The organism is Wolbachia endosymbiont (group A) of Cydia amplana, assembly GCF_964028495.1.
In the GTDB taxonomy this organism is placed as follows: domain Bacteria; phylum Pseudomonadota; class Alphaproteobacteria; order Rickettsiales; family Anaplasmataceae; genus Wolbachia; species Wolbachia pipientis.
The window spans coordinates 556578-579701 of sequence record NZ_OZ034792.1 but is presented as its reverse complement, the minus strand read 5'-3'; the positions used below and the strand labels follow the sequence as shown (position 1 = coordinate 579701).

Sequence of the window (23124 nt, the reverse complement as noted above, 5' to 3'; positions counted from 1 at the left end):
AAGTTTTCATCAGTATGCTAATAAGGTATATGCTGATAGAGTACTAACTGCCTTTTTGTTGCTCTATCAGTATTGTTATATTGCAACGACCTTGACCAAAACGGCCGGGCGGTGGCACATTGGCAGAGGGTTTGACTGCGTATGCAAATCAGTCCCTCTATCAAATCTTCTTGGCTCTTGTTTTGCATAAAGTGGCTGTCCTAGTGTATTTACTGTTTCATTAAAATCTGCTGGTGCAAAATATGTTGTAAATGTGCTCGCTGTTCCTACTGGAAAACAGTGCCCTGTATCTTTCTCAATAAATCTTCTCACCGTTCCTTCAGGGTCAGTTGCTTGCCCTCTATATTCTTCAAATGTGATGCCACAAAACGTAAATCCTGATCTCATATCGTTCCTTAGTGCTGCTCCTTCTTGCCATCTCTCATATGCTTCTTTCACTTTACTATGCGAAGTTAATGCATCAAAAAACTCAGGGCTTACCAAGGCATGAATTCCTGTCATATATTCACCACTTAGATTATCTTCAATATGCCTTAGTACCTCCATACACTTACGCTTTACATCCGTTGTTGCTGTGCCAAGAGCAAAGTTTACTGTTTTTGCTGTAATTCCAAACTCTGTGTACAGGTTAAGTAATTCAGATCCATCTGCATCTAAAATTATTCCTTTTAGCGCTCCCATTCGCAAATGCTCTAATGTTATTGCATGTTTGTTTCTCATTAGCTGCAAATGATCAGTTATTACATCTGCAAGCGCTTTAAGTTCACTCTCTGATCCAAATGCCCTTATTCCTTGTACTTCTTCTGGCAGCACTACATCATCATGCGGAATGTGCGGAATCGTAAACGTTCTTACCTTTCTTTTTCCTCTTTTTCCTACTGTTGCTGGTGCTCCTGGAACTTGTGTTGGCAATAGACTTAAAACTCCGTTGTGTTCTTCTATGGTAATATGTCTAAATCTTACTGACCTACTTGGAAACAAATTTAAATTTTCAACTCGTCCATAATTTATCGGCAATATATTCATCGCATTTGTTAGTGCCGTCATGCTAAATGCTGTATTTGTAAATAGATTTTGCATTTTTTCTTTTCCCCCTTTGTGTTTTTTTATTGTTTAATATAGCCTTAGACTGCTTTACGGATAATGATCCCTCGTCCTTCAAGTTGCTTTATTGCTGCATTTTTTTGCTCTTCAGTGATATTTGCTGGCCACACCACTGCATGATCTGCTAGTATTGCACCACGAGTAATAATTACTGCTTTGGCATTTTCTGTCGCATTTACATCACTTGTTATTACACCTATTGCTGTTTGTGTGCCATCTGTGGCAATTGGATTTATTATCCTAATCATGTTGTCTTTATCACGACCAACAACTGTCCCTAGCTTCAGATTTTGACCCTTTGCTACCGTTATTTGGTCTCTTGAATATAGGTTGGACACTTCATATTTTAAGAGATCGCCTAAATTATTTCCTTCAGTTATACTTATCATGTCTTTTTCTCTCCTTTTTTTATTTTTTTACCGCCGTGTTTATAACTGCTATACACCGCGGTTATTACCTTATAATTAGCCATTATGGCGCATTTTGAACATTTGTTTACCACAGAGCACTATATACGGCGGTTATAAAATTTAAATGCACCGACTTTTCGCTACCTGTGTCATCAAATCTTCCTGCGAATTCTGTGGTATTGCACTCAGTATCTCTGTCTTTTTCGTTCTCTCTGCAAGTAATTCCATTAAAACTTCCCTGGCTTGCTCAACACTTACGCCTTGCTCAATAAATTCTCCTATCTTTTCTGGCATCTTTGATACATTACATAATCTTATTATCTCTAAAATTTCTCTACGATAGTTCTCGTAGCCTTCCTCAGTTAACTCATTAGTTGTCATACTAACACTCCTATGATTATTGATAAATTCAAAAAATGTTGTAACTCCATCTGCAAGACCTATTTCTACTGCTTTCTCCCCAAAATATAGCCCTGCTTCCGTTGATTTGATTGCTTCTATAGAAAGGTTTCGATTTCGTGCTATTAGCTGCACAAACATTTCATATAGTCGGTCTACTTCTTTTTGTAAACTTTCCAGACTTTCAGACGTCATTGGCTCATGTGGGTTTAAATCATTCTTTCGACTACCAGCAAAGATTGTGGTGTACTTAATACCTTGCTTTTCATCAAATCCACTTTGATCTATGTGACTTGCTATTACTCCAATACTTCCTACTCCTGAAGTTCTACTCACAAATACCTTTTCAGCGCTAGAGGCTATAGCGTACGCAGCAGAATATGCATCATCATTTGCTAATGCCACAATTCTCTTTTTTGCTCTTGATTCATAAATAAAATCAGCCAGGTCAAATATACCGTTTACCTCTCCTCCTGGGCTGTCTATTTCCAGTATAATTGTCTCTATGCTACTATCTGCTAATGCTTGTGTAATTTGTTCTTCTATTTGCTCATATGATGTCATTCCCAGAAAGACGTCAAAAGCTCCTGGTTTTTTGGTCAAAATTCCATGTATTGCTATTACTGCTGTTTTTTCTATATTCTGATTTACTGTATGTTTTATATTTTTCAAGATAGGTTGTTTTCCCTTATATAGTGACAACAGGTCAAAGCTTTTTTGCTCTATCATCATCGGCCTACATAGCCAGTTGGTTTGTAAAATTTCCATAAAGTAAACGAGATTTATTTTGTTTGTGTCCTGACATCAGAATCAAAGAAAAGGTTGAGAGAATCAGCACGCTTTTGATCTTCTGCTATTTCTTGGTCAATTTCTTCTACATCATAACCCATTTCTGATACTACTTCCGATCGACTCTTAAATCCATTTCTTACTGCCATTTGCTGTGCTTGCTGATCTTTTAGCGGATCCACCCAATCAAATCCCTGCGGTACCCATTTTACATCTTTAAATATTTGATTATCTGTTGTAGAAAGCTCTCCAGATAAAGTGGCAAGTTCTAGCCATCTATCCCATACTGGTCTGCAAAATTGAAATACCATAATGTTATGTTGCAGCATAGCGCATCTACGACGAAACTCTATTAATCCTGCTCTGATTGATGAATAATTAACGCCGGTTAAATCTCCTGTTAGTTGCTCGTATGTTATCCCTGTGCCTATTGCTATTGCCCTCAGTTGCTGTCTTATAAACGCTTCATAACTTCCTCCAACATCTGACGGTTCTGAAAATTTTATATCTTCTCCTGGGTCTAAAAGCTGCATTGTTCCTGGCTCTAAACCTGATAGTGCTACTCCTTGCTCATTTGCTTCGCCTTCTCCTAAAATATTTGCTTCAGGATCGAGTCTCGTAATAAATCCAGCAAACATTGCTGCAGTTTTCTTTCTCACCAGCTCTGCATCATCATATTGATCAAGCTCATAAAGTTTCAGAAGTATACTCGAAAGCCATGGCTCTCCTCTAATTTGCCCAGGTCTTAGTGGTCTATAAATATGTAAAACATCATTTGCTGGCACTCTCACTGATTCTCCAAATGAGCCTTCTCCTGGATGTTCTCTAAATAAGTAATATGCTTCTCTTTGCCCAAGTCTATTGAACTCAATCCCGTTTCTTATTACATTACCATTTCCTAAAGTTTGATTTGTTTTATTATCTAGATGTTCAGACTCAAGTACTTGCAGTTGTAATGGTACAGAAAATCTATCTTCCAGCTTTCTCGTTCTTAAACGTACAAAACACTCTCCTCCCTCTATCATACTTCTGCATACTAGAGCTTGTAATCCATAAAAATCACTTATTCCACAGCTATCTGCTTCATCTGTCCATTTTAGCCATAATTCTTGTACTTTCTTTCGAAATTCTCCATCTCTTGCTTTTGATTGCGGCTTTATTCCTGTTCCAATAGAATTACTCACTATGGTATCAATGATATTTGCTGCATATGGGTTTTTTCTCACCATATCACGTGATCTACTACGTAAAGTTTCAAGGTTTTGAGACAGCAAATTGTTTATACTTCCTAACTCTGGTTGAAAGTGAAAAAATCTTCTTCCTGAACCTGCTGCATCCCACGCTGAGCTTTTGATTTTTGGCTTGCTAAATAGTTGTTTGAAATTTTTCAGCATCATACTAACCAAAATTCTCTTAATTCTTTTAATGTGCCGTTAAATTTATTTCTGTCACATTTTCCGATTCCTTCTACTTCATGTGGCTCTCGACCATTTTTACCTTCGGTGTATTGCCATAAAATCCACTTATTCCAGCCTTGCGGTAAAACAGGTTGATCTCCATATCTTGCTATCCATAATGGACATTTCGTCAAAATTGGTGTGGCAAAATCTTTCAAAAAATTAGCACCTCCATACACTAAAGGTAAACGCCCTGTTTCTTCTTGAACTTTTTTTATAAAATCTTCTGCTTGTCTTGGTTCTATATTTTTTCCACTTTCGTTCTCTTCAATATCAAGAGCAACAATTGTATTTTTAGTTTTACCCACTGTATTCAAAAAGTGATTTGCTTGATCCTTTCCATCTTCCCCTACACCGAAATGATATGAACCCCATAATAGACCCAAGTCTTCAGCTTCTTTTCTTCTTTCTTTGTATTTTGTATCTATGTACCCTGTTCCTTGCGTTGCCTTATGAATTACTCCAACTATACCATTCTCTTTAGCTAACTCAAAATCCACATTTTCTTGCCAATGTGACAAATCTATTATTCCATTTACTGAACTCTCTCTATTCTCCCATAGTTTTATGAAAGTTTTTAATTGCTCTAAAAATTCAGAATATTCCTCTTTTACAACTTTTCTCAGAAAATTTTCCCTCATATAACTCCTTTATTTGTTGCAAAAACAATTTTCCTCTTTGGCTTCATGTCTGCAATCTTGAGTTCAGCTTTAATTCGTTGTCTTAAGCTTAGTAAATCATTTATCTGAACTTCAGCATATCTCACAACATGGTCACCATATGCAATTGATACTACTCGCTCTCCGCTTTGCAGCTTCTTTATTGCTTGTTCAACTTGAAACAAATACTCTTCGTTATACATTTTTCAACCACTTACTCTGTCTTACTTTTTTAGGTTTTTTACTTTCCATTTTCCCACTCAAACTATTCCATTTACTCTCTGGCCAACGATCAATTCCAAGTGCAATAGATGCAGCTCTCGCATAAATTCGGCAATCTAGTACTTCATTTCTTTCTCTTACCTTTTGCCACTCTTGTTTGGTGTATCCTTTCACCACTTTGCTGACTAATTGCTCTGCCGTTAGCTGCTTAAAATACTCAGGTGCATACTCGGGAAAATGACAATATCCTGGCGGTGTTTCTTCACCATCTTTTAAAATATTAAGTAATTGAAAAAGCTCTGACTTTAATATCGATACTCCTACTGGCCAGAGCTTTATTCCTCTCTTTAGCTTTTGGCCACCAACTGTTATATCTACTCTACTTGGGCTGCTAAGTGGTACTAGCGCTTTGTTTACACCTTTGACTGCCATTACTCTTCCAGATCCTTGATGACCTCTTACCCAATTGTATACTTCTTGTGTCGCATACCCAGCATCAACCGCCATCATACTTATCATGTATTCAAGACCATTTTCACCGATAAAATGATGATTGAGGAGCTCCGAAAGTTTTCCCCATACTTCTCCTCCTCCAGTATCACCTTCAAATACTCGGTAGTCTATTGACCAACTTTCGCGGCTTTTTCCCCAGGCTACAACTTCTACCTCTAGACGATCTTTTTGTACATCAACACCTGCTGTGAGAACCACTTCACCTTTTGGTACTGTGCCAATCTGAAAAAATTCTCTCCTGTTAAATAATTGCTTCCAGTCAGGTACTTCTCCCTTATCTACCCAAGTTTCTCCTAAAGTGGTATTTATCCAAACTTTTAGTAATTGTTCACTTTCTTTTGCATGAAGAAAATCTTCTACTGCTTGAGTCCAGCTATACCAGCCAACTGGACTATAAAGACTTGAAAGATGAAATCCTTTTTTCTCCCCTTCTTTTGCCTCTGTAGCTCTCCATTCTCCACGTTCTAGCATCTCTGTCTTTTGATGATTTTCTATTTTGCCGCTACATTCAGTGCAGACATAATGTGCTGTTCTTGAGTCGTTATTTTCCCATTTTATTTGTGACCATTTTAGAACTTGATAGTAATTACAATGCGGACATGGTACAAAAAAATATCTCTTATCTGTTGCTTCAAACTCCTTCTCAATTCTGCTTATTCCATGAATCGTTGGTGTTGATACTAAAAAAATCTTTCGACGTGCAAATGTATTAGTTCGAGCAATACTGAGCAGTACTGGATCACCTTCTCCTCCTGAATCTCCTGGATAGGCATCTATTTCATCAAGAAAGAGATATTTTACTGGCATGGATCTAAGTCCTACACTGCTATTCGCTCCAGTTATTACTACTATTCCACCTGGAAACTCCTTACTTTGTACAGTATTGCCTGAGTCTCTTGATCTTGGGTCTTTTACTTTACTTTTTAAACATGGTGTACTTTCAATCAGTGGCGCAAATCTTCCTTTTGACCAACGCTTTCCCATTTCAACTGTCGGCTGTACTACTAGCATTGGCCCTGGCGTTTGATCGATGATATAGCCAATCCAATTATTTCCTGCTTCTGTTCCTCCAATCTGTGCTCCTTTCATGAATACTACTTTTTCTGCTGGTGAGGACGGAGATAGTGAATCCATGATTTCTTTTAAATAAGGAGTTCTCTCTGTTCTCCATTTACCTGGCTCTGATGCTGCAGTTGCTGCTAAAACTCGATACTCATTCGCCCACTCTGATACTTTAAGCTGGGGATCTGGTCTTAAACCTTCAGAAAAAGCTCTAGCGTATATCATTGTCTGCATCTACTCATAATTGGTTCTATCTCAATATTGTTAACAGTAGAGTTTATTCCTCCACACTCCTCCAATTCCATAAACATCTTTTTCTGAAATTCGTTTTCTATATATCTTTTACTCATCTCACTTATCATTATTGCTATAACAAGCGCAAATACTCCTGTTACTGTTGCAAAAATGATTGCACTGCTTATTGTTGTTGCTGTTAACCCTATATATACCGATATTGCTACTGCACTTACTGAGGTAAAAATACAGATCACATTATTGTATTTTCTTACTTTTGCATCTCTATATTCTATACATCTATAATAAACTGGTACAGACTTGCCTATCTCATCTGGTAATTTGATACTCTTTTCTTTAAATAAAGTTTTTAGCAATTCTAAATTATTTGACTTGATTGCTGAGTGCAGAACAGGTGTATAGTTTGCTCCTTTTTTCAGTAGTAATTTTACTACATGTAAATGTCCTTTTTCTGCAGCAAGGTAAATCGGTGATAGACCTTTATTGTTTGAAATATCAATATCAATTTCTTCTTTTAAAATAGACTCTACAAGCTCAACTTCTCCCATTTGTGCAGCTAAATGGAGTAGACTATTCTTCTCAGAACCGTATTTATTACTCACCAAAGCCTTCTTTATCTCAGGTTTAGCGTAATCAAATGGTGTCTTGCCGCTATCGTCTTTTACCAGAGGGTCTATATCTTCTCGCGTTAGTAAAACTTCTATTGTTTTCAGTCTTTCAGCATAATGTAGTGGTGTTTTATTTTCGTAGTCCTGCAAATTTACTTGAGCATTAGGCTCCTTTATTAAGCATTTGAGGATATCAAGACATAAGTCTCTTTCATCGTAATTAGTATTACTTACAGCTATATGAACAGGTGATAATTTCATCGAGTTTTGTCCTACACGTGCGCTATTTACATCTGCTCCTAGCTCCAGTAATAACTTTACTATCTCCAATTTTTTGTTGTTAACTGCATAGTGCATCGGTGTCTGATTTCGTGCATCAAAAACCTCGATTTCAGCTTTTCCTTCTCTTATCAAAATCTTTACAACTTCTGCATGTCCTATTCCTGCTGCTAGATGTAATGGAGTATGATGCAAAGCATTTCGTACATTAACGTCAATACCTTTTCTGATCAAATATCTAACTGCATTAACTTCACCTATCATTGCAGCTAAATGAAGTAAGCTATCTTGTTCTGACCCGTATTTGTTATTAATTAGTGCTTGTAATATTTCTGCTTTTTTCCCTTCTTTGGCGTAATCAAGAGATGTTTTACCTTCATTATCCTCCACAAAAGGATTAATATTCTTCTTCGTGAGTAACAAATCTACCATGCTTAATTCATCAAATTCTATAGCACAATGTAGTGGTGTCTTTCCATTTAATCCTCTGACATTAACATCTAATCCAGGTTGATTAATGAGACACTTTATTAACTCCAAACTTAAGTTATTAGCCATTTTATATTCAAAATCTTTCTTATATTTGAAATTTAGTATTAGATAATTCTTGTAATGAGTTTGTAATCTCTTCGGTTAGCGCCATATGAATCTTTTCAGTGTCACTCAGTGATGCAAGCAGTGCTGAAACTCTATTGGGAATATTAAGCAAATTATTACGGACAACTCTTGCTACATTAAACGCATCGCGCTTTACTTCTTCTACTACTACAAGTTCACCAATCTCAGCTTTTGCCTTTGCCTCAAGCAGTTTACCTCGTTCCATTTCATTTTTTATTCTAGTTTTTAGCAATATCGTGGAAAGGTTACTTGTATTTTCGTTTTCTGGATTTTTCCTCCTAAGTGGCTGACTTGGATCTCTTATTGCTGCCACCGCTTCATTTGCTTGTTCTCTATTGATCAAACCATCCTCCAACTTAACTATTCCTTTTTTTACTAAATAACAGACGTATTGCTTTGATACTCCTATCTCTCTTGCCCATTCTGTTTGTGTGATTTTTTCCACTCTTTTTCTCCTCTCTTTTTGCTCCTTTTTACGAATTTCCTTCTTGAATTTCTGCAAAAGTTTTACCAGTACCGGCTAAAATGGCATCTCTTCCCGTGTATACTTGCCAACGTTTTATCGTGACATCTACAAATTTTGAATCTAGCTCTATTGTTCTGCAGATTCTTCCTGTTCTCTCACATGCAATCAGTGTACTTCCAGAACCACTAAATGGATCAAGCACAGTATCCCCAGGTCTGCTGCTATTAACTATTGCTTTCTCCATTAGCTCTACTGGCTTCATCGTTGGGTGTAGTGAGTTGTGTGTTGGCTTATCATAAAACCACAGATCACTTTGATTTCTACCTCCATGCCACTCACGTTTATTACCGCTTTTCCATCCATAGAGCATTGCTTCATATTGTCTCTGATAATCAGATCTGCCTAGTGTAAAATGATTCTTTGCCCAAATGATAAATGTTGACCATTTTCCTCCCGCTTCCTCAAATGCTTTTTGCAACGTTGAAAACTCTGATGATGATATGCAAATGTAAATTGCACCTTTCGTATATGCTAAAATATGGGAACAGATATCGTAGAGAAAAAGTTCGTACTTTTCACCTTGATTATCGTTTAGTATCTTTTTGTCTTGACTGCTACCATAATCAACGTTATACGGAGGATCACAAACAGTAATGTCTGCCATTTTATCATCTAACAGCGCTTTATATGATTCAACTACAGAGCTATCACCACAATAGATTCGATGATCACCTAAAATCCATAGATCACCTGGTTTTGTTACTTTTTTGTCATCAATAGCTAAGTCAGAAAGATCTTCTTTTTCACTATCTAAATCATCAAGGAAATGTTGAACTTTTTCTAATTCAAATCCAGTCATTTTAAGATCAAACTGTAAATCTTCTAACTCTTGAATTTCTACTTTCAAAAGCTCATCATCCCACTTTGCCCAATTAGCTGATTGATTTGCCAGTAATCGAAAAGCTTTAGTTTGTGGTTCATTTAAATTATCACTTAAAACCACAGGAATACTTTCTATACCAAGTTTTCTTGCTGCTTTCAGTCTTAAATGACCATCAACCACAGTTCCATCGCTTTTTGCAACTATTGGAATACGAAAGCCGAATTCCCTGATTGAAGCACACATTCTATTTACTACGTCATCATTTTTACGAGGATTACGCTCATATTCAACTAGGTTTCGAGTAGGATAGTAGTGGATTGCTAAATTCATATAATTGCTATACTAATTAAAAAGTTAATATTCAAAATATCTCTGACGCTAAAGAAGGCCTGAGGTCGACCCTACCAAATCCGCCATTCTGGCTGAAAGGACCCACTTTTATGGATTTTTCGTCTTATTAATATCTTTACTAATATAGAACATTAATGCCAAAGCATCGGCCTCATTATCATCTCTAGGTGAAAACCCTTTTTCCTTTACAGCTTCAATAACTTCACTCTTACTTGCATTCCCTTTGCCTGTTATAAAGCGTTTTATAGTTTTAACATTAACACCTTTGTATGGCACATGATGTTCTTCACACCAAGCAGAGAGAACAGCCAAAAACCCACCGTAGCAATGAGCTGCATCAGTTCCTAAATGTCTTCTTACTTCTTCAAAATAAACCGCAGAAATGTCTTTCAAAGAATTAAGCCAATTACGAAAGTTTAAGAAGCACATGCCACCTCCGCTAAAACGGCTACCATGAAAACTTTTGCTTCCACTTTCAATTACTCCATCTGTTAGAATTGCCCAGCCTGTCTGTTTACCGAGGTCTAGTGTTAGGATTGACATTTATATTCAGAATTTGTTTCGCTAGAGTGCTATATAATATATATTCAGGATTTGAAAAATTTTTGTCCAAAAAATCTTCTTCTTAAGCAAACTTTTTAGAAAAAACTTGGTTAAAAATCAGTAAACAGCCCTTGCATAATTATTGGTCAAGACTTTCAGATTTCTATCTTAACTATTTAAATAGTCTATTATGTTATTATGGTGTGGTTAGTTTCTTATGAACATTTATCCAAATCGTAAATTTTGGGAAGATGATTTAGAAGTCCCTGTTAACCATTTGCTTGACCGTTTTCACAATACAAAAATACGTCAGTCTTGGATAGATTCACTTTCTGGTAAGCAATTAAATATTATTTTTCAAAACTCCTTTAAAGATAAATTAAATGCTCAACTCTTTGATGATGAAAGTTACGATAATACATCTGTACAATACAAACGTAAAGTTATTGCTAATTATTCCGATTCTCTCGTTACTTACTACTTGATTACCTGTTTTGACCGTGCAAAACTAGAAGTTACTGTCAGTGAAATTGCAAGATCTGCATTAACTACAGAACTCATGAAATCCTACCTTGTAAAAAATAATAATAAATATGATAAGAAGTCTTTGCTGTTTCTACTGTTTCATGCAGATTACAATCTTTTAAAGTCTGTCTATCACTTTGAAAAAATACAAAGAAAGAGTTTCATGTCTTTTGCCTTACAAAAAATACCAAGACGACCAAATACTCCATTTAAGGACTTTATCTCAGAGGAAATCATACAACAAATACTGAAAGAAGATAACATTAAGAGAAATGACAGTTTCGAGAATCAACTACAAGGTTTCTTCTATCATCAGAATCGTTTATATGTGTTAATACGCAAAGCTAGCGATATAGATTTGTTGTTAAATTCAAACAAAGTTATTCATGGCCATAAGGCAGAGTGGATGATTTTGGATTTTCTACTAAATGGCACTCAGGTAGATCTTGGTGCTAGAAATATCGATCAAGCTATAGAAATAGCAAATAGCATTGCAAGTTGTTACTTTGGCTGCAAATGTATTTTTGTAGATGTGCAGGATAAAAACTTCGCGGAACAGGTGCATAAATTTATAGAAACTTGTATTAATGAATCTGATTCAAATATTCGTGTTTTTGAGTTAAAGTTTCAGTCAAATCGTTTCAATTACAGCTATACTAATATCACTTTGACTGTCGCTCCATATGATCCTATTGCACCGGAATTGCATGTTTTAAAGCCATTTGTAGGAGACATAGTGCCATTTATAGAGTCGATTAAAGTAATATTTCAAGGCAAAAAGATAGGCTTATTTTTCAAGCGAAGTGATGAGTATATAGCAATTTACTACTCTGAACATCCTCTGAATAAAAGGGAAAGAGATGATTTTAAAGCATACATAAAACAATTTTATGGTCTTACAATCTTGCCAAGAGCAAATCTCTGATCTTCTTAATTCTAGCAGCTCTTGGGTTAATCCAAATCAAAATTACATCAAAGCAGCAAGGTATTTGTCAGATCTTAAATTAATTCAGATGCAAGAGAGGTCTTACATTATCTGCTCTCGTAGACAAGATAAATTAGATTGGCCAAATGTAATTGATCCATATTGTAAAAACGAGATTTTCATTGATGAGGACTTTGATGAGGCATGTGAAAACATAATCTGTGAAGATTGCAATCGCGATATTTTACCTAATACCTACAAGAAGCAAAGATTTCACCGCTTATCTGTATATTTTAACCCAGAGAAATTTATGAATTGGTTTGAAGGTCAGCTAAGTGATACAAATTTTATGTGGCAAAAAGTGGAAAGTGGAGTTTATCATGTTGGTGGACAAGGTAAGATTGTAAGTTTAATCATACTTGATTTTTGCACCAATCCAACATTCTTAACGATAGATAAGCTTAAAGCTAATCCAACTGTATTAATAATACTAAGAAAAAATCCATCAAACATACCTCTTGATTTGCCCACAGTAAAAATGGTTGACCTTTTCTTTCAGCATAAGACTTTAATTGAAGTATTCCAAGAAGCAGCACAAAGAGGAGTACTAGAGTTTATACCAAATACTTCAATGCAAATCTTACATACTGCACTTAATCTAATTGAACCTTCTAAAGAGAAGGAATTACTAAAGTTGCAATTGATAGAGGGCTCACTTTACGTAAACAATATAGAGATTCTAAATAAGAAAGCTGTAGCATGTATGAAAGTTTTGCGCGTATTATTTGAACAATTTTTGAATGATTGTAAAAAAGAATTACCTCCTGAAAAACACATGTTGCTTCGCATAACTGAAATAGAAAAGCGCCTAAATCTTGATCCAGAAGCAGATCCAGAACATTACATTAGAAAACCAATAAACACAATTCAAAGAACAATAAAAACTACATTAGCCAAAAAGTTAGGACTAAACATCGAACGTAATGATGTGATTCAAACAGTTGGTTGGCCTGGATCATCGCGTAAACATTATGGTTACCGTATTAACCCTTTTACTGTGGTAGTTCGTTAACTGTGTTGACGAGAAGTAAAAGTAGTATATTTTACCCTAAAGTCACATCTAGCTTTAAAATACAGTTTTTGTCTTATTTAAAAAAATATAAATTCTCAATTACGTAACTCACCAAAAACCTATCTCGTTTCTTTTGCTTTCTTCAATCTTTTCTACTCTGTTCGTTTGCCGGCTTTTGTGTTTGAAGCACATCTACACTCAATGCCCTTCTATAATATATATACCGGATTTCTCACTACTTTTTTCGGGATTTTCTGAAAAAAAGTTAAAATAATTTGAATGTAGCTCAGAAATTAAAGAGCTTTAAGAACCCGCTAAACGGAACTTCTAGACACCTGAGTTGTTTCCATTTTGGAAAGAACTGTTTACTGGAGCTGAGAAGAGGTCAAATGGATTTTTGATAAAACATATATCCCCCTCTATCTAGCTCATTAATAAGTTATAATAGCCCTCTAAAGACGTTTTAAAGAATTTGGTTGCAGTAAAGACAATTAATTGGTTAAATTCCTTAAACTTCATTAATGGTTTGTTTGTAAGTTATAGGAGATAGATAATGGATGAGAATAAGATTGTATTTTATACTACCCCAGGTGGAAATATAGAAATTGAAGTTTTATGCAGAGATGAAAATCTTTGGCTTACGCAAAAAAGGATGGCTGAATTATTTGATGTGCAACTGCCGGCTATTAGTAAGCATATAAAGAACATATTTGAATCTGGTGAATTACAAGAAAAAGAAGTTGTTTCCACTTTTGAGGTAACTGCTGCAGATGGTAAAAATTACCCGACGCAATTTTATAATGTAGATACAATCATAGCTGTTGGTTATCGAGTTAATTCTAAAAAGGCTACATCTTTCAGAGTATGGGCTACAAAAGTTTTGAGGGATTTTATCATCAAAGGATTTGCATTGAATAGTGAACGGCTAAAAAACGGCCCAAAGTTTGGCAAAGATTACTTCAATGAATTACTTGAAAAAATCAGGGAAATACGAGCATCCGAACGTAGATTTTACCAGAAGATTACAGATATTTATGCTGAATGCTCTGCAGATTATGATCCACATTCGGATATAACAAGACAATTTTACGCAAAAGTACAAAATAAATTATATTGGGCAATTTATGGTTTAACTGCAGCAGAGTTGATATGTTCTCGAGTTGATCACGAAAAGCCACATATGGGGCTAACTACATGGAAAGATGGTTCTGGCAACAAAATTCATAAGAGTGATGTGAGTACTGCAAAAAACTATTTGACTGAAAAAGAGTTGAGTGAACTAAATCATATTGTTTCGATGTATCTAGATTATGCGGAACTTCAAGCAAGAAAGCATCGGCTAATGAAAATGCAGAATTGGGTTGAAAAGTTGGATGCATTTCTATTGTTCAATGATTATGAAGTGCTTAAAGATGCTGGTAAAGTTAGTGCTGAAGTTGCAAAAGCTCTAGCTGAAGGAGAATACGAAAAGTATAGAGTTATACAAGATAAATTACATGAATCTGACTTTGATGAATTAATTAAAGCAAGTAAAGAAAGTGAGAAAATAACTACAACAAAAACCAGCTTGTAGTTGAGCTATCTATGTTTGACATCTTGCTTTTATTTTAATTTCAAGGGGGGTGACCCACCCTTTAGAAAGCCCTATCTGCCAATAAATAGTGAAAACATAAATCTTTGTCTCCATTATACGCGATAAAATTGGAGACGTAAATAAATAAATTTAGATCTTTGTCTCCATTTTGAACTATTAAGCGGGTTAAGAGTTCTGTAGCTTCTGTTTCTTCTTCTATGGCAGTAACTTTTTTCCTTGAGCTTCATCTACAATTTGCTGATTTCATTACTGAGAGTTTTGCAATCAATTGCTCAGAGGTTTGCAATAAAAGTTGTTGTATTCTCATATAGTCTCCATTAAACCCTTATACTCACCACAAGTCGTTCAATCTTTTTTGAAGAATTTTCTTTGCAAAGTGTAAAAAATGTGTTAAACTTACCAGTAAGTTTATTTTGCAATAGTTGGGTTACTAAAGATGCCTTTTATTCGAGTTTTTAGGGGAGCTACACGCGTTAATTAAAAAAAGACGAACTTTTATATCTAAATTACAAATAGTGTTGTAAGGACCTCCTAAAGCGTTTTAAAAGGTAGGAGTATTTTATTACCCTCTCTATGATAGAAGTGACATAAGTTGGCTGTTGCAAAAATAACGTTTCAAAAAGTCTACTAACCATTTGTTCTTTAAGTTTGAAAAATTTTCTTTGCAACCAACAAAAAAACATGATAAACTAGTTTTAGGGTTTCTTGTAGTAAATAAAAGTTTGGGGTAAAAAATAATTTAGAAGTGCCTCGTAATCGAGTTTTAAGCTACCCTACATGAGTAACTTAGGTCTTGGTGGTAAATTGTAGCCTTGGGTCATAGAGTCTTTTTAAAACGCTATTATAAATTGTTTTGTCTTTCACTTTTAGGTCCTTCATCTTTTTTTTCAAGTTGTTCAAAATGCAATAGTAGGTTTTTCGTATTTTTGTCTCTGTGTTGTATTTCTATTAGTGACTACTTTTCCAAACTTCTTTCTTTTTGCTCAAAAGTTACTATGAACCATTACTATAGTTATTGTATTTTATATTAGTTTATTATTATATCATTTATTATTATTTATATATATATAATATATAAGATTCTCGGAAAGTGGAAATCAGCTACTGTAGAGGGTTTGAGTGTTACCAAATTAGCTAAATTTTTTGGAAATGGAAACGTAATATTTCTTATATTAGATGGCTAAAAATCACTGAATTTCAATAGTTTAAGTGTGAATATACTCTAATTTCCAAATCTTGATAAATTTTCCGGAAATCATGGAAATTTGGTCGTGTGGAATTCATTTTTTGTTGTTAAAACCTTACTTTTAGAGAGATAAAATGAGCCCACAAAACTTTTATAAGTGAGCTCTAAATATTTTTTAGGAGTTACCTATTTCAAACCTTCCTGCACCTAGCTTAAACTTACCTTCTCCTCTGGCAAAAGAACCAGTTTTGATATCAAGCCATTTATCCTCTTTTGAGTTTGTAGCCATACCTTTTACTATTTTTCTTTCGTTTAATAGTTCCTGTGCTAAACGTTCAAGTTTATGCCTACTAACACCATGAAATGCAGCTGGTAATCTATGCCGTTGTTGAAACACTCCTGGTCCACCTGTATGAGTAAACGGATGACCTTCTTCTGCTGACACTGCAATAGCTTGCATCAGTATCTTTTTTAAGTATTCATCAGATAATTTTCCAAGCTTAAATTCCTCAGATATATCCTCAAGCAAGCCAGTTGAGGAGCGTAAGTAAGTTCTTATATTCCTATCTGTTGCTCCATTAGACTTAACTATAGCTCCTTGGTATACTGCATTATTAACTTTACTAACCTTTAATGTATTAAACACAGTATTCTGATGCTCTTTTGAAGCAGGCCATAATGCAAAAGAACACCTCACACCATCAACAAGTGCAGTTGTACCTCTTATCGCATCTCTTGCCTGTTCCACAGTCGTAATCGGTTCACTGCACTTGGGTTTTCTCATATGATGTGCTACAATTACAGCTGCTCCTGTTTCATTTGCTAAGTTTGCAAGTAACCCCATTGCGTAATATCCCATTTCTGGATCTGAGTTTATATTAGCATGGACAAATGATACTAGTGGATCAAATACTATTAGTTTTAGATTTTTTACTTTATCTAATTGTCTACAGATGTCTTCAAATTTATCTGAAGTTTCAGGACATTTACCACGCATGTTGCTTTTCACTATAGAAAAGGGCTCTCCCGTATTTGGAATAGGTATAATAAATAATCGATTTTGATATTCTGCTCTCTTGCTACTAGGATCAAGACGATCAAGACGACGGTGTATCTCACCTGCATCATCTTCTGCTGAAAAAATCACTACTGATCCATGCTCTGTAACAAGGGAACCAAAACCACATATCTGATCTGCATCACTTGCAACCTTAAGTGCCAAGTCAAGGAGTAGCATACCTTTACCTGTATCTCCCATAGCAGCTACTATTGAGGTAACACCTAAAGGAAATAAACCTTCAACAAGAAACCTTTGTATTGGTACTGAACCTAAATAACGACTCACACTCCAGTCTAAAATGTTAAGCGGCTGTTTTGTAGATCTTTCTAAACTTTTCATATTTGAAGTATTTGGAATGTCAGTAGATGGGGTATCAATAGTAAGTAAAGGAGTTGAAGCTAAAAATTCTTCAATGCTTATACCCTCCTTTACACAATCAGCGGCATCCCATTTCTCAGGCTTATCTTGAGGAATTTCAAGCACAGCAAGTGATGCAACTCCAAGATCTAACAGCTTTTTTGCAGCATTTTCAGCATATCGTTTGCCTGCTTCATCATTATCTGGCCAAATAATAATGTGTTTACCTTTAAGTGGAGTCCAATCTGTCTTCTCAATAGGTGCATTTGCTCCTGACATTGCTGTTGTTGCAATTATTCCTTTCTCTATCAGCGCTTCTGCACATTTTTCCCCTTCAACAAAAATAACTTTATCGGATTTCAAAATACCTGGAATATTATAGAGTGGCCTTATCTTCGGTGCACCAAAGTCAGATTTTTTTATATCAAAAGGAAGATATCGCTTTCCATTATTATCATCATAACGATAGACCCTAACAATAGCTTGGCCTTTTTCATCGTAATAATCCCAATATGCAGTTGGATTACCTGCAGTTTTGTCAGTTTTGATCTTTTTAAAATGACCAAGCCATTCAGCTATAGAGTCCATTACTTCAGTAAACTCTGTTCTAGTACTTTTTCTATGCACTTCTGCCCAAAGGTCGATAATGTCACCACCTTCTCCTGTTGCAAAATCATGCCATAGGCCAGCTTCACTGCCACTTAATTCTACTACTAGACTCTTTCCTTTATCACCTTGTACATTGCCTACATAAAACTTATCACCACGAAAAATCCCTCTTGGCAATAGATATGAAAGGCATGATCTGATATTTAACAGAAGCTGAGCTTTAAGCTGTTCTTTTTCTACTAATGATGCATTTTTTCGTGGAGCTGCAGTATTAAAATCACAATAGATACCCATAAAATCTCCAATATATTTAAAGTTTAGAAATTTGGTTAAGCTGTGGCTATCCAGCGTCCGTTAACCATGTTTATGAATTTTGTTGGTATTGGTTTGCCGTTTTTAAGTTCGTACATCAATTGCAGAGTATTCCTTTCTGGCCTAAATATCATTACTCCAGATGTATATAAACTTCTTAAAACATTAGCACCACTCAATGCTTGAAATGGATTCTTTTTTAACGTGGTTGTTGACACTTTTTTGGTGTAATGTGTAACTATTACTCCAGCCGTAGGATTAGTGATAGAGCGTAGTTCATCAATACCATTTTGCAGAAAAGAGATCATACTCCTATAATCAAAAAGAGAGTCTATCACTATAAGATCAACTGTTTTTACATCGAGATTTTCCGACATAATTTCTTTTATTTTTTCCACATTCAAAGTTAACTGTACTTTTTTAGTAATAACTAAGTTTTCTGTTCCTTCATCAAGGGTTTTCTTGCTGATTCTTAGCTTCTGTAAGCGCTCTCTATATTCCATTTCATTCTGTAGATAGAATATCTTAAGTGGCCTTGCAGGCTTCATACCAAGAAATGATACTCCAGCAGCTAAATGTACTAACATGGAAAGTAGAAAATTACTTTTTCCGATTTTGGGAGTTCCACCTATGACCAAAAGACCGCCTGGAGTTAATATTCTTGGCCCTATTATATCTTTTGGCATTGGTGATTTATCATTTAAGTAGTGTCTTACAGAAAATGCTTTTTCTCCATTGTTTCGTAACGTGGAATTTTTTTTAGCGTTCAACCACTTTTTGGCAGAATCTATGTTACCTTCAACTAAAGTCCAAAGACTGAGTATGTCTCCCTTCTTTTCTTTATAAATGTCATTCCAATTTCCTGCTTTCTCTCCTTTTATTTCAACTATTATCTTATCTTTACCTAAACTTGCCAGATAGAACCTATCTTGATAAAATTCTCCACCCGGAAGTAAGTAAGATACACATTCTTTTATGTTATCAATTAACAATGATTTAATCTCTTTTTGAGATGAAAAACCCATAAAATTTCCCTCCTTTTTAATCAACATATTCTTTAAACGTTTAGAGTCCAGATTGGCGAGTTCACAAACAGTTTCAAAGGATCGTGATCGAATCCATTTACAAGCCTCTTTTTTAAGTTTTAGGTTCCTTCCTGCTGCATCCTGAAGAGCTCTAGTAATAACAGCAGCCCATAACTTTCCTTCGTCGTACTTCAAAATGGTAACCAGTCAGATTCAATACCATTGTTTTGGTCTGGAGTAACAACTGTAGCAATTCTGTTTCTATCTCCGTATCTACTGTCGGCTTCAATACCAACTTTTGCAGTAAACTCTAACCCGTTAAAATCAGCTATAGAGTTGATTTTTCTAGCAATAACTGCTTTCTCTGAAGTGTCATGTGCATGAATATTTCGTGCTGACTCCAAAATACTTCTAAGCATGGAACGACCAGATTCTCCCCAAGTATCTTCTCCTTCAACTCTTGCTTTGCCACTTTTAATACCAATTACTTGAAAAATCTTACGTTTTGCATATTGACCTTCAGTGACGGTAAATTCAGCGTTTAAATAGATGCTGCCGGTAGCATAGCTTTTAGTGAACCAATTTTCATAACCTCCTGGTTTAATTGCCATTTTTACCTTAACTATTGTACCTTTTGGTATTAAATTACTTTGTAATTTTGCAGTATTAAAATCAGTTAAAAAATCTGATAACATATTGTCTCCTACAAATTAAGTGAAAAAAAGAATCAGTTACTCCATTGGTCTACAACCTTCCAGCGACCATTTATCTTATTGACAAGCTTGCTTGCCACACGTTCACCATTTCGCAACTCAAATACTATTTGACGGACAGTGCTTTCCTCATCATGAGCAAACATCACCATGCCAGTGCTATAAAATCCACGTAAAGATCCAGCACCACTTAGGCCTTGAAATGGATCTTCTTCTAACATTTTTTTGGATAGTTTTTTTGTATGGTGAGTGAGTATTATACCCGAATCTGGATTGATAACATTTCTCAGTCTTTCAAGTGTTTTTTGCAAGAAGAATAACATAGCGCTATTGTCGTTTTCATTGCCATATTCACTTGAGTTAAAAATGTTACGAAGAGGATCGATTGCAATAATATCAGGTTTAAAACGCTCTTTAATAACATTTTTAATTTCATCTATTTCTTCACTGCTGAAAGATAATTGTACTCTTGGTGTAATGATTAAGTTATTGGCAGCTATATTCAAAAGTTCGTTATCCAGTTGAAGTTGTTGCAAACGTTCTTTCATATATTCATATTCAATTTCAGTTTGCAGATAGAAAATTTTCATAGGTTTGCTTGGAGTCATACCCAAAAATGAAACTCCAGCAGCCATGTGGACAAGCCATGAAATTAGAAAATCGCTTTTGCCAATTTTAGGTGGGCCACCTAGTACCAATAGACCTCTTTTTGTTAAAATCCTTGGTGAGATTATATCTTCTGGTATCGGTGCTTTGTCGTTTAAATACTCTTTTACGCTGAAAAAGGGAATTTTTTGACCGATATTGAAAAAGCTTTGTTCCATAATAACTATTCTCCAATTTTTAATTAAGCAATAGGCGCAAAAGTTTTGGCTTTAATTTTCGCAAGTAATTTACCCAGATGCGGTTCTTCAACCATATCAAGGCAGCCACTTCGATCTTTAGCAGGGTATCCCCAAGTATTAATAGTCTGACAGACAAATGAACGTTTCTCCGTGCCATCATCTTTCTTGATTCCAACCATACTGATTACTTCGTCAACTATCCCTGGAATCTCACTAGCAGTTTTAGCCCCTTCACATTGAGGTAGCCATGTTGAACGATTACAGTCATCGAGATATTGACCTAGTGTGCCAACTATGATGATGTCTTTATCTCTGATGTGTTGAAACTGATTGAGCCATGCCATCATCTCTTGAGCAAGCAACCCATAAGCAGCTCTTTTATCTTCTTTTCCTGATCTATCGGAAAAAGCTTCAGGTTGCATCCTTGCCCATAATAGACATAAACGTGAAGCAACGGTTATACTATCCACAAAGATGCATCGGTATTTAGACACTTCAGAAAGAAGATCTTTGTGCTTGCTACAGACATGCTCATAGTGTTTCTGACTATACGCCTGATCAGATTTTAGTGCAGGGTTCGGACCACCAATTAGGCAAGCAATATCACGAGCTTGACTCCAAGTACGAACACTAATTGAATCTCCCTGCCAATCTTGAACAGCAAGCAGACCTGCTTCAAAGTCAAGACATAGTGTTGGTTCACTTATAGTCTTTAAGAGGCTGGTTTTACCAATACCGTAAGGACCAAAAATTACTACTTTTATGCCTGTAGTTGTTTTCAATCTTTCATTATTGTTTAAAATTTTAAAAGTCATTTATTCACCTCAATGGTATATGTTATATATTCAGGAAAGGTAGAATTTATGTTCAATTTTTCTTTTTGCCCTTGTAGTAGATGGAAGAGAGTTTTATACGTATTTTTCTTACCATAGTATTTAAAGTAGTTCTTGATATGTTGTTCATCTTAGCAACTTCATATAAGTTAAAGTACTTGAGTTGTTCGCATATCCTCTGCATCTTTCTTGGTAGCGTTGAAATCATGTAATCTACATCAGTACGTTTTGCTACTTCATCTTCAAAAGCTTCTGTTTTCTCAATATTGATGTAGTTATTAATATTGCGTTTTATACATAGTTGTTTCTCCAATAAGTTATTGGCACGACGTTCAGTTAATCTTGCTACAAAAGTGTTAAAGCTACCTTTGCTTTCATCATATCTATCAAGATAAGTCCAAATTTCACAGAAAAGTTCTTGCTCAAGATCTTCATGAGTTTCATGAGCAAAGCATTCAAAAAGTTTTAATCTCTTAGCTTGATACCGTATATTTTGAACAACTATGGCAGTTTTTAGTTTCATAACTTTTCCCTAAAACAATTAATGCTTTAAGGATGAGAACTTATAGGTGCACTTTGTAGGACAGGAGCAAAAATAAATAATACAGATACAATTTTTAACCTATTGATATTCTATTGTTTTTTTTCGAGAATAATACAGTTCGATTTTTAAATAATACTGCAACAAAAAATTAGGCAAAAATTCATTTTTTTTGGACAAAAATTTTCCAAATCCTGAATATATATTATATAAGCCTTTCAAACTCATCACAGGTGTCAATTCTTACACAATCAGGAAGAGCAGCAATAGCAGCCAGCATAAAAGAGCAAGTTATACATCTTGCTTGGGGTAGTGGTGATGCCAATTGGGAAAGTAGCCATCAGGTCGAAAAAGTTTTTATTGAGGGTGAAATAGCTCTAAATCACCATACTATTAAAGATGTAAGGGTTTTTACAGGACAAACAACTTATCAGCCAAATATAGTTGATAGCAGTAGTGGTGTAATAAAACGTACGGAAAATAGCTCTATTCCAGTAAGTGATAAAGTTACTGTACAGTATACTGAAAGCACACCACCTGAACCTATAAATTCTATAAAGCTCTTGAATGAACTTGGCAGACGTACTGCAGATGAAGTGCTATTCTGCACAGGTGATGAGAATGGAGAGCTTTTGACTCCAACAGGGAGGTTTAGGTCCTCAAATGTACCAACCAATAATTTATACCTTAAATTTACTTTCGATTTCACGAACGCAGCAAATCAAGTTATACGGGAATTAGGAGTTATGGTTGGTACAAAGGTAAAAGAAAAGTTGCCTCCTGGACAGAGATATTTTGAACCACAAGATATAGAAGACCCAGGGATCTTATTAGTTTTAGAGCATACAGTACCGCTCATTAGGACTTCAGCAACCCGGGAAACTTTTTCATTTGTTGTAACTTTTTGAA

The 23124-nt window shown here is 35.3% G+C and carries 21 protein-coding genes; 4 read left to right on the top strand and 17 right to left on the bottom strand.

The window, feature by feature from the left end; genetic code table 11:
* Positions 1-75: 75 nt before the first annotated feature.
* From ABWU40_RS02865 to ABWU40_RS02815, 11 genes are all read right to left on the bottom strand, one after another.
* Positions 76-1080, bottom strand: a complete 1005-nt coding sequence (locus ABWU40_RS02865; RefSeq protein ID WP_353279375.1) for a major capsid protein — start codon at positions 1078-1080, stop codon at positions 76-78.
* Between the two features lie 44 nt (positions 1081-1124).
* Complete coding sequence (locus ABWU40_RS02860; RefSeq protein WP_353279373.1) at positions 1125-1493, bottom strand: head decoration protein; 369 nt, start codon at positions 1491-1493, stop codon at positions 1125-1127.
* Between the two features lie 141 nt (positions 1494-1634).
* Positions 1635-2681, bottom strand: coding sequence for a S49 family peptidase (locus ABWU40_RS02855; protein ID WP_353279371.1), 1047 nt, complete (start codon positions 2679-2681; stop codon positions 1635-1637).
* A gap of 14 nt (positions 2682-2695) precedes the next feature.
* Positions 2696-4099 carry a phage portal protein gene (locus ABWU40_RS02850; protein WP_353279369.1) on the bottom strand — a complete coding sequence of 468 codons (1404 nt, stop codon included), beginning with the start codon at positions 4097-4099 and terminating at the stop codon, positions 2696-2698.
* A complete protein-coding gene (locus ABWU40_RS02845) occupies positions 4096-4800 on the bottom strand; it encodes a glycoside hydrolase family 25 protein (protein ID WP_264687078.1) in 705 nt (234 codons plus the stop codon). The genes ABWU40_RS02850 and ABWU40_RS02845 overlap by 4 nt, the downstream gene beginning before the upstream one ends.
* The gene (locus ABWU40_RS02840) at positions 4797-5021 is read right to left on the bottom strand and encodes a gpW family protein (protein ID WP_264687077.1); all 225 of its coding nucleotides are present in this window, start codon (positions 5019-5021) and stop codon (positions 4797-4799) included. The genes ABWU40_RS02845 and ABWU40_RS02840 overlap by 4 nt, the downstream gene beginning before the upstream one ends.
* Entirely contained in the window at positions 5014-6840 is a 1827-nt protein-coding gene (locus tag ABWU40_RS02835) for a phage terminase large subunit family protein (RefSeq protein WP_353279366.1), read from the bottom strand. The genes ABWU40_RS02840 and ABWU40_RS02835 overlap by 8 nt, the downstream gene beginning before the upstream one ends.
* A complete protein-coding gene (locus tag ABWU40_RS02830; protein WP_353279364.1) occupies positions 6837-8315 on the bottom strand; it encodes an ankyrin repeat domain-containing protein in 1479 nt (492 codons plus the stop codon). Before ABWU40_RS02830 ends, ABWU40_RS02835 begins: the two co-directional genes overlap by 4 nt.
* A 19-nt stretch (positions 8316-8334) precedes the next feature.
* Entirely contained in the window at positions 8335-8820 is a 486-nt protein-coding gene (locus tag ABWU40_RS02825) for a hypothetical protein (RefSeq protein ID WP_353279426.1), read from the bottom strand.
* A gap of 28 nt (positions 8821-8848) precedes the next feature.
* Positions 8849-10054, bottom strand: a complete 1206-nt coding sequence (locus tag ABWU40_RS02820; protein ID WP_353279362.1) for a DNA modification methylase — start codon at positions 10052-10054, stop codon at positions 8849-8851.
* A 108-nt stretch (positions 10055-10162) separates the two neighbouring features.
* A complete protein-coding gene (locus tag ABWU40_RS02815; RefSeq protein ID WP_353279360.1) occupies positions 10163-10618 on the bottom strand; it encodes a crossover junction endodeoxyribonuclease RuvC in 456 nt (151 codons plus the stop codon).
* Between the two features lie 217 nt (positions 10619-10835).
* On the opposite strand from ABWU40_RS02815, the gene ABWU40_RS02810 reads away from it, so the two are divergent.
* The 3 genes from ABWU40_RS02810 (at position 10836) to ABWU40_RS02800 (ending at position 14713) form a co-directional block, all read left to right on the top strand.
* Positions 10836-12068: a hypothetical protein gene (locus ABWU40_RS02810; RefSeq protein WP_353279358.1), complete on the top strand. Its 1233-nt coding sequence runs from the start codon at positions 10836-10838 to the stop codon at positions 12066-12068.
* Positions 12034-13140, top strand: coding sequence for a hypothetical protein (locus ABWU40_RS02805; RefSeq protein WP_353279356.1), 1107 nt, complete (start codon positions 12034-12036; stop codon positions 13138-13140). The genes ABWU40_RS02810 and ABWU40_RS02805 overlap by 35 nt, the downstream gene beginning before the upstream one ends.
* Before the next feature lie 553 nt (positions 13141-13693).
* Positions 13694-14713 (top strand): virulence RhuM family protein, encoded by a 1020-nt coding sequence (locus ABWU40_RS02800; protein ID WP_138265019.1) that lies wholly within the window; start codon positions 13694-13696, stop codon positions 14711-14713.
* 1382 nt (positions 14714-16095) lie between these two features.
* Here ABWU40_RS02800 and ABWU40_RS02795 read toward each other — a convergent pair.
* The 6 genes from ABWU40_RS02795 to ABWU40_RS02770 are packed head-to-tail and all read right to left on the bottom strand — an operon-like array spanning position 16096 to position 22197.
* The gene (locus ABWU40_RS02795) at positions 16096-18240 is read right to left on the bottom strand and encodes an AAA family ATPase (protein WP_353279354.1); all 2145 of its coding nucleotides are present in this window, start codon (positions 18238-18240) and stop codon (positions 16096-16098) included.
* A 35-nt stretch (positions 18241-18275) separates the two neighbouring features.
* Entirely contained in the window at positions 18276-19478 is a 1203-nt protein-coding gene (locus ABWU40_RS02790; protein ID WP_353279352.1) for an AAA family ATPase, read from the bottom strand.
* Positions 19475-19978, bottom strand: a complete 504-nt coding sequence (locus tag ABWU40_RS02785) for a hypothetical protein (RefSeq protein ID WP_353279350.1) — start codon at positions 19976-19978, stop codon at positions 19475-19477. Before ABWU40_RS02785 ends, ABWU40_RS02790 begins: the two co-directional genes overlap by 4 nt.
* A gap of 32 nt (positions 19979-20010) precedes the next feature.
* Complete coding sequence (locus ABWU40_RS02780; RefSeq protein WP_264707824.1) at positions 20011-20820, bottom strand: helicase RepA family protein; 810 nt, start codon at positions 20818-20820, stop codon at positions 20011-20013.
* 23 nt (positions 20821-20843) lie between these two features.
* Positions 20844-21656: an ATP-binding protein gene (locus tag ABWU40_RS02775; RefSeq protein WP_353274673.1), complete on the bottom strand. Its 813-nt coding sequence runs from the start codon at positions 21654-21656 to the stop codon at positions 20844-20846.
* Between the two features lie 52 nt (positions 21657-21708).
* Positions 21709-22197, bottom strand: a complete 489-nt coding sequence (locus tag ABWU40_RS02770) for a sigma-70 family RNA polymerase sigma factor (protein WP_264724058.1) — start codon at positions 22195-22197, stop codon at positions 21709-21711.
* Positions 22198-22448: 251 nt separating this feature from the next.
* Here ABWU40_RS02770 and ABWU40_RS02765 point away from each other — a divergent pair, with 251 nt between their 5' ends.
* Complete coding sequence (locus tag ABWU40_RS02765; protein ID WP_353279346.1) at positions 22449-23123, top strand: hypothetical protein; 675 nt, start codon at positions 22449-22451, stop codon at positions 23121-23123.
* Position 23124 lies beyond the last annotated feature (1 nt).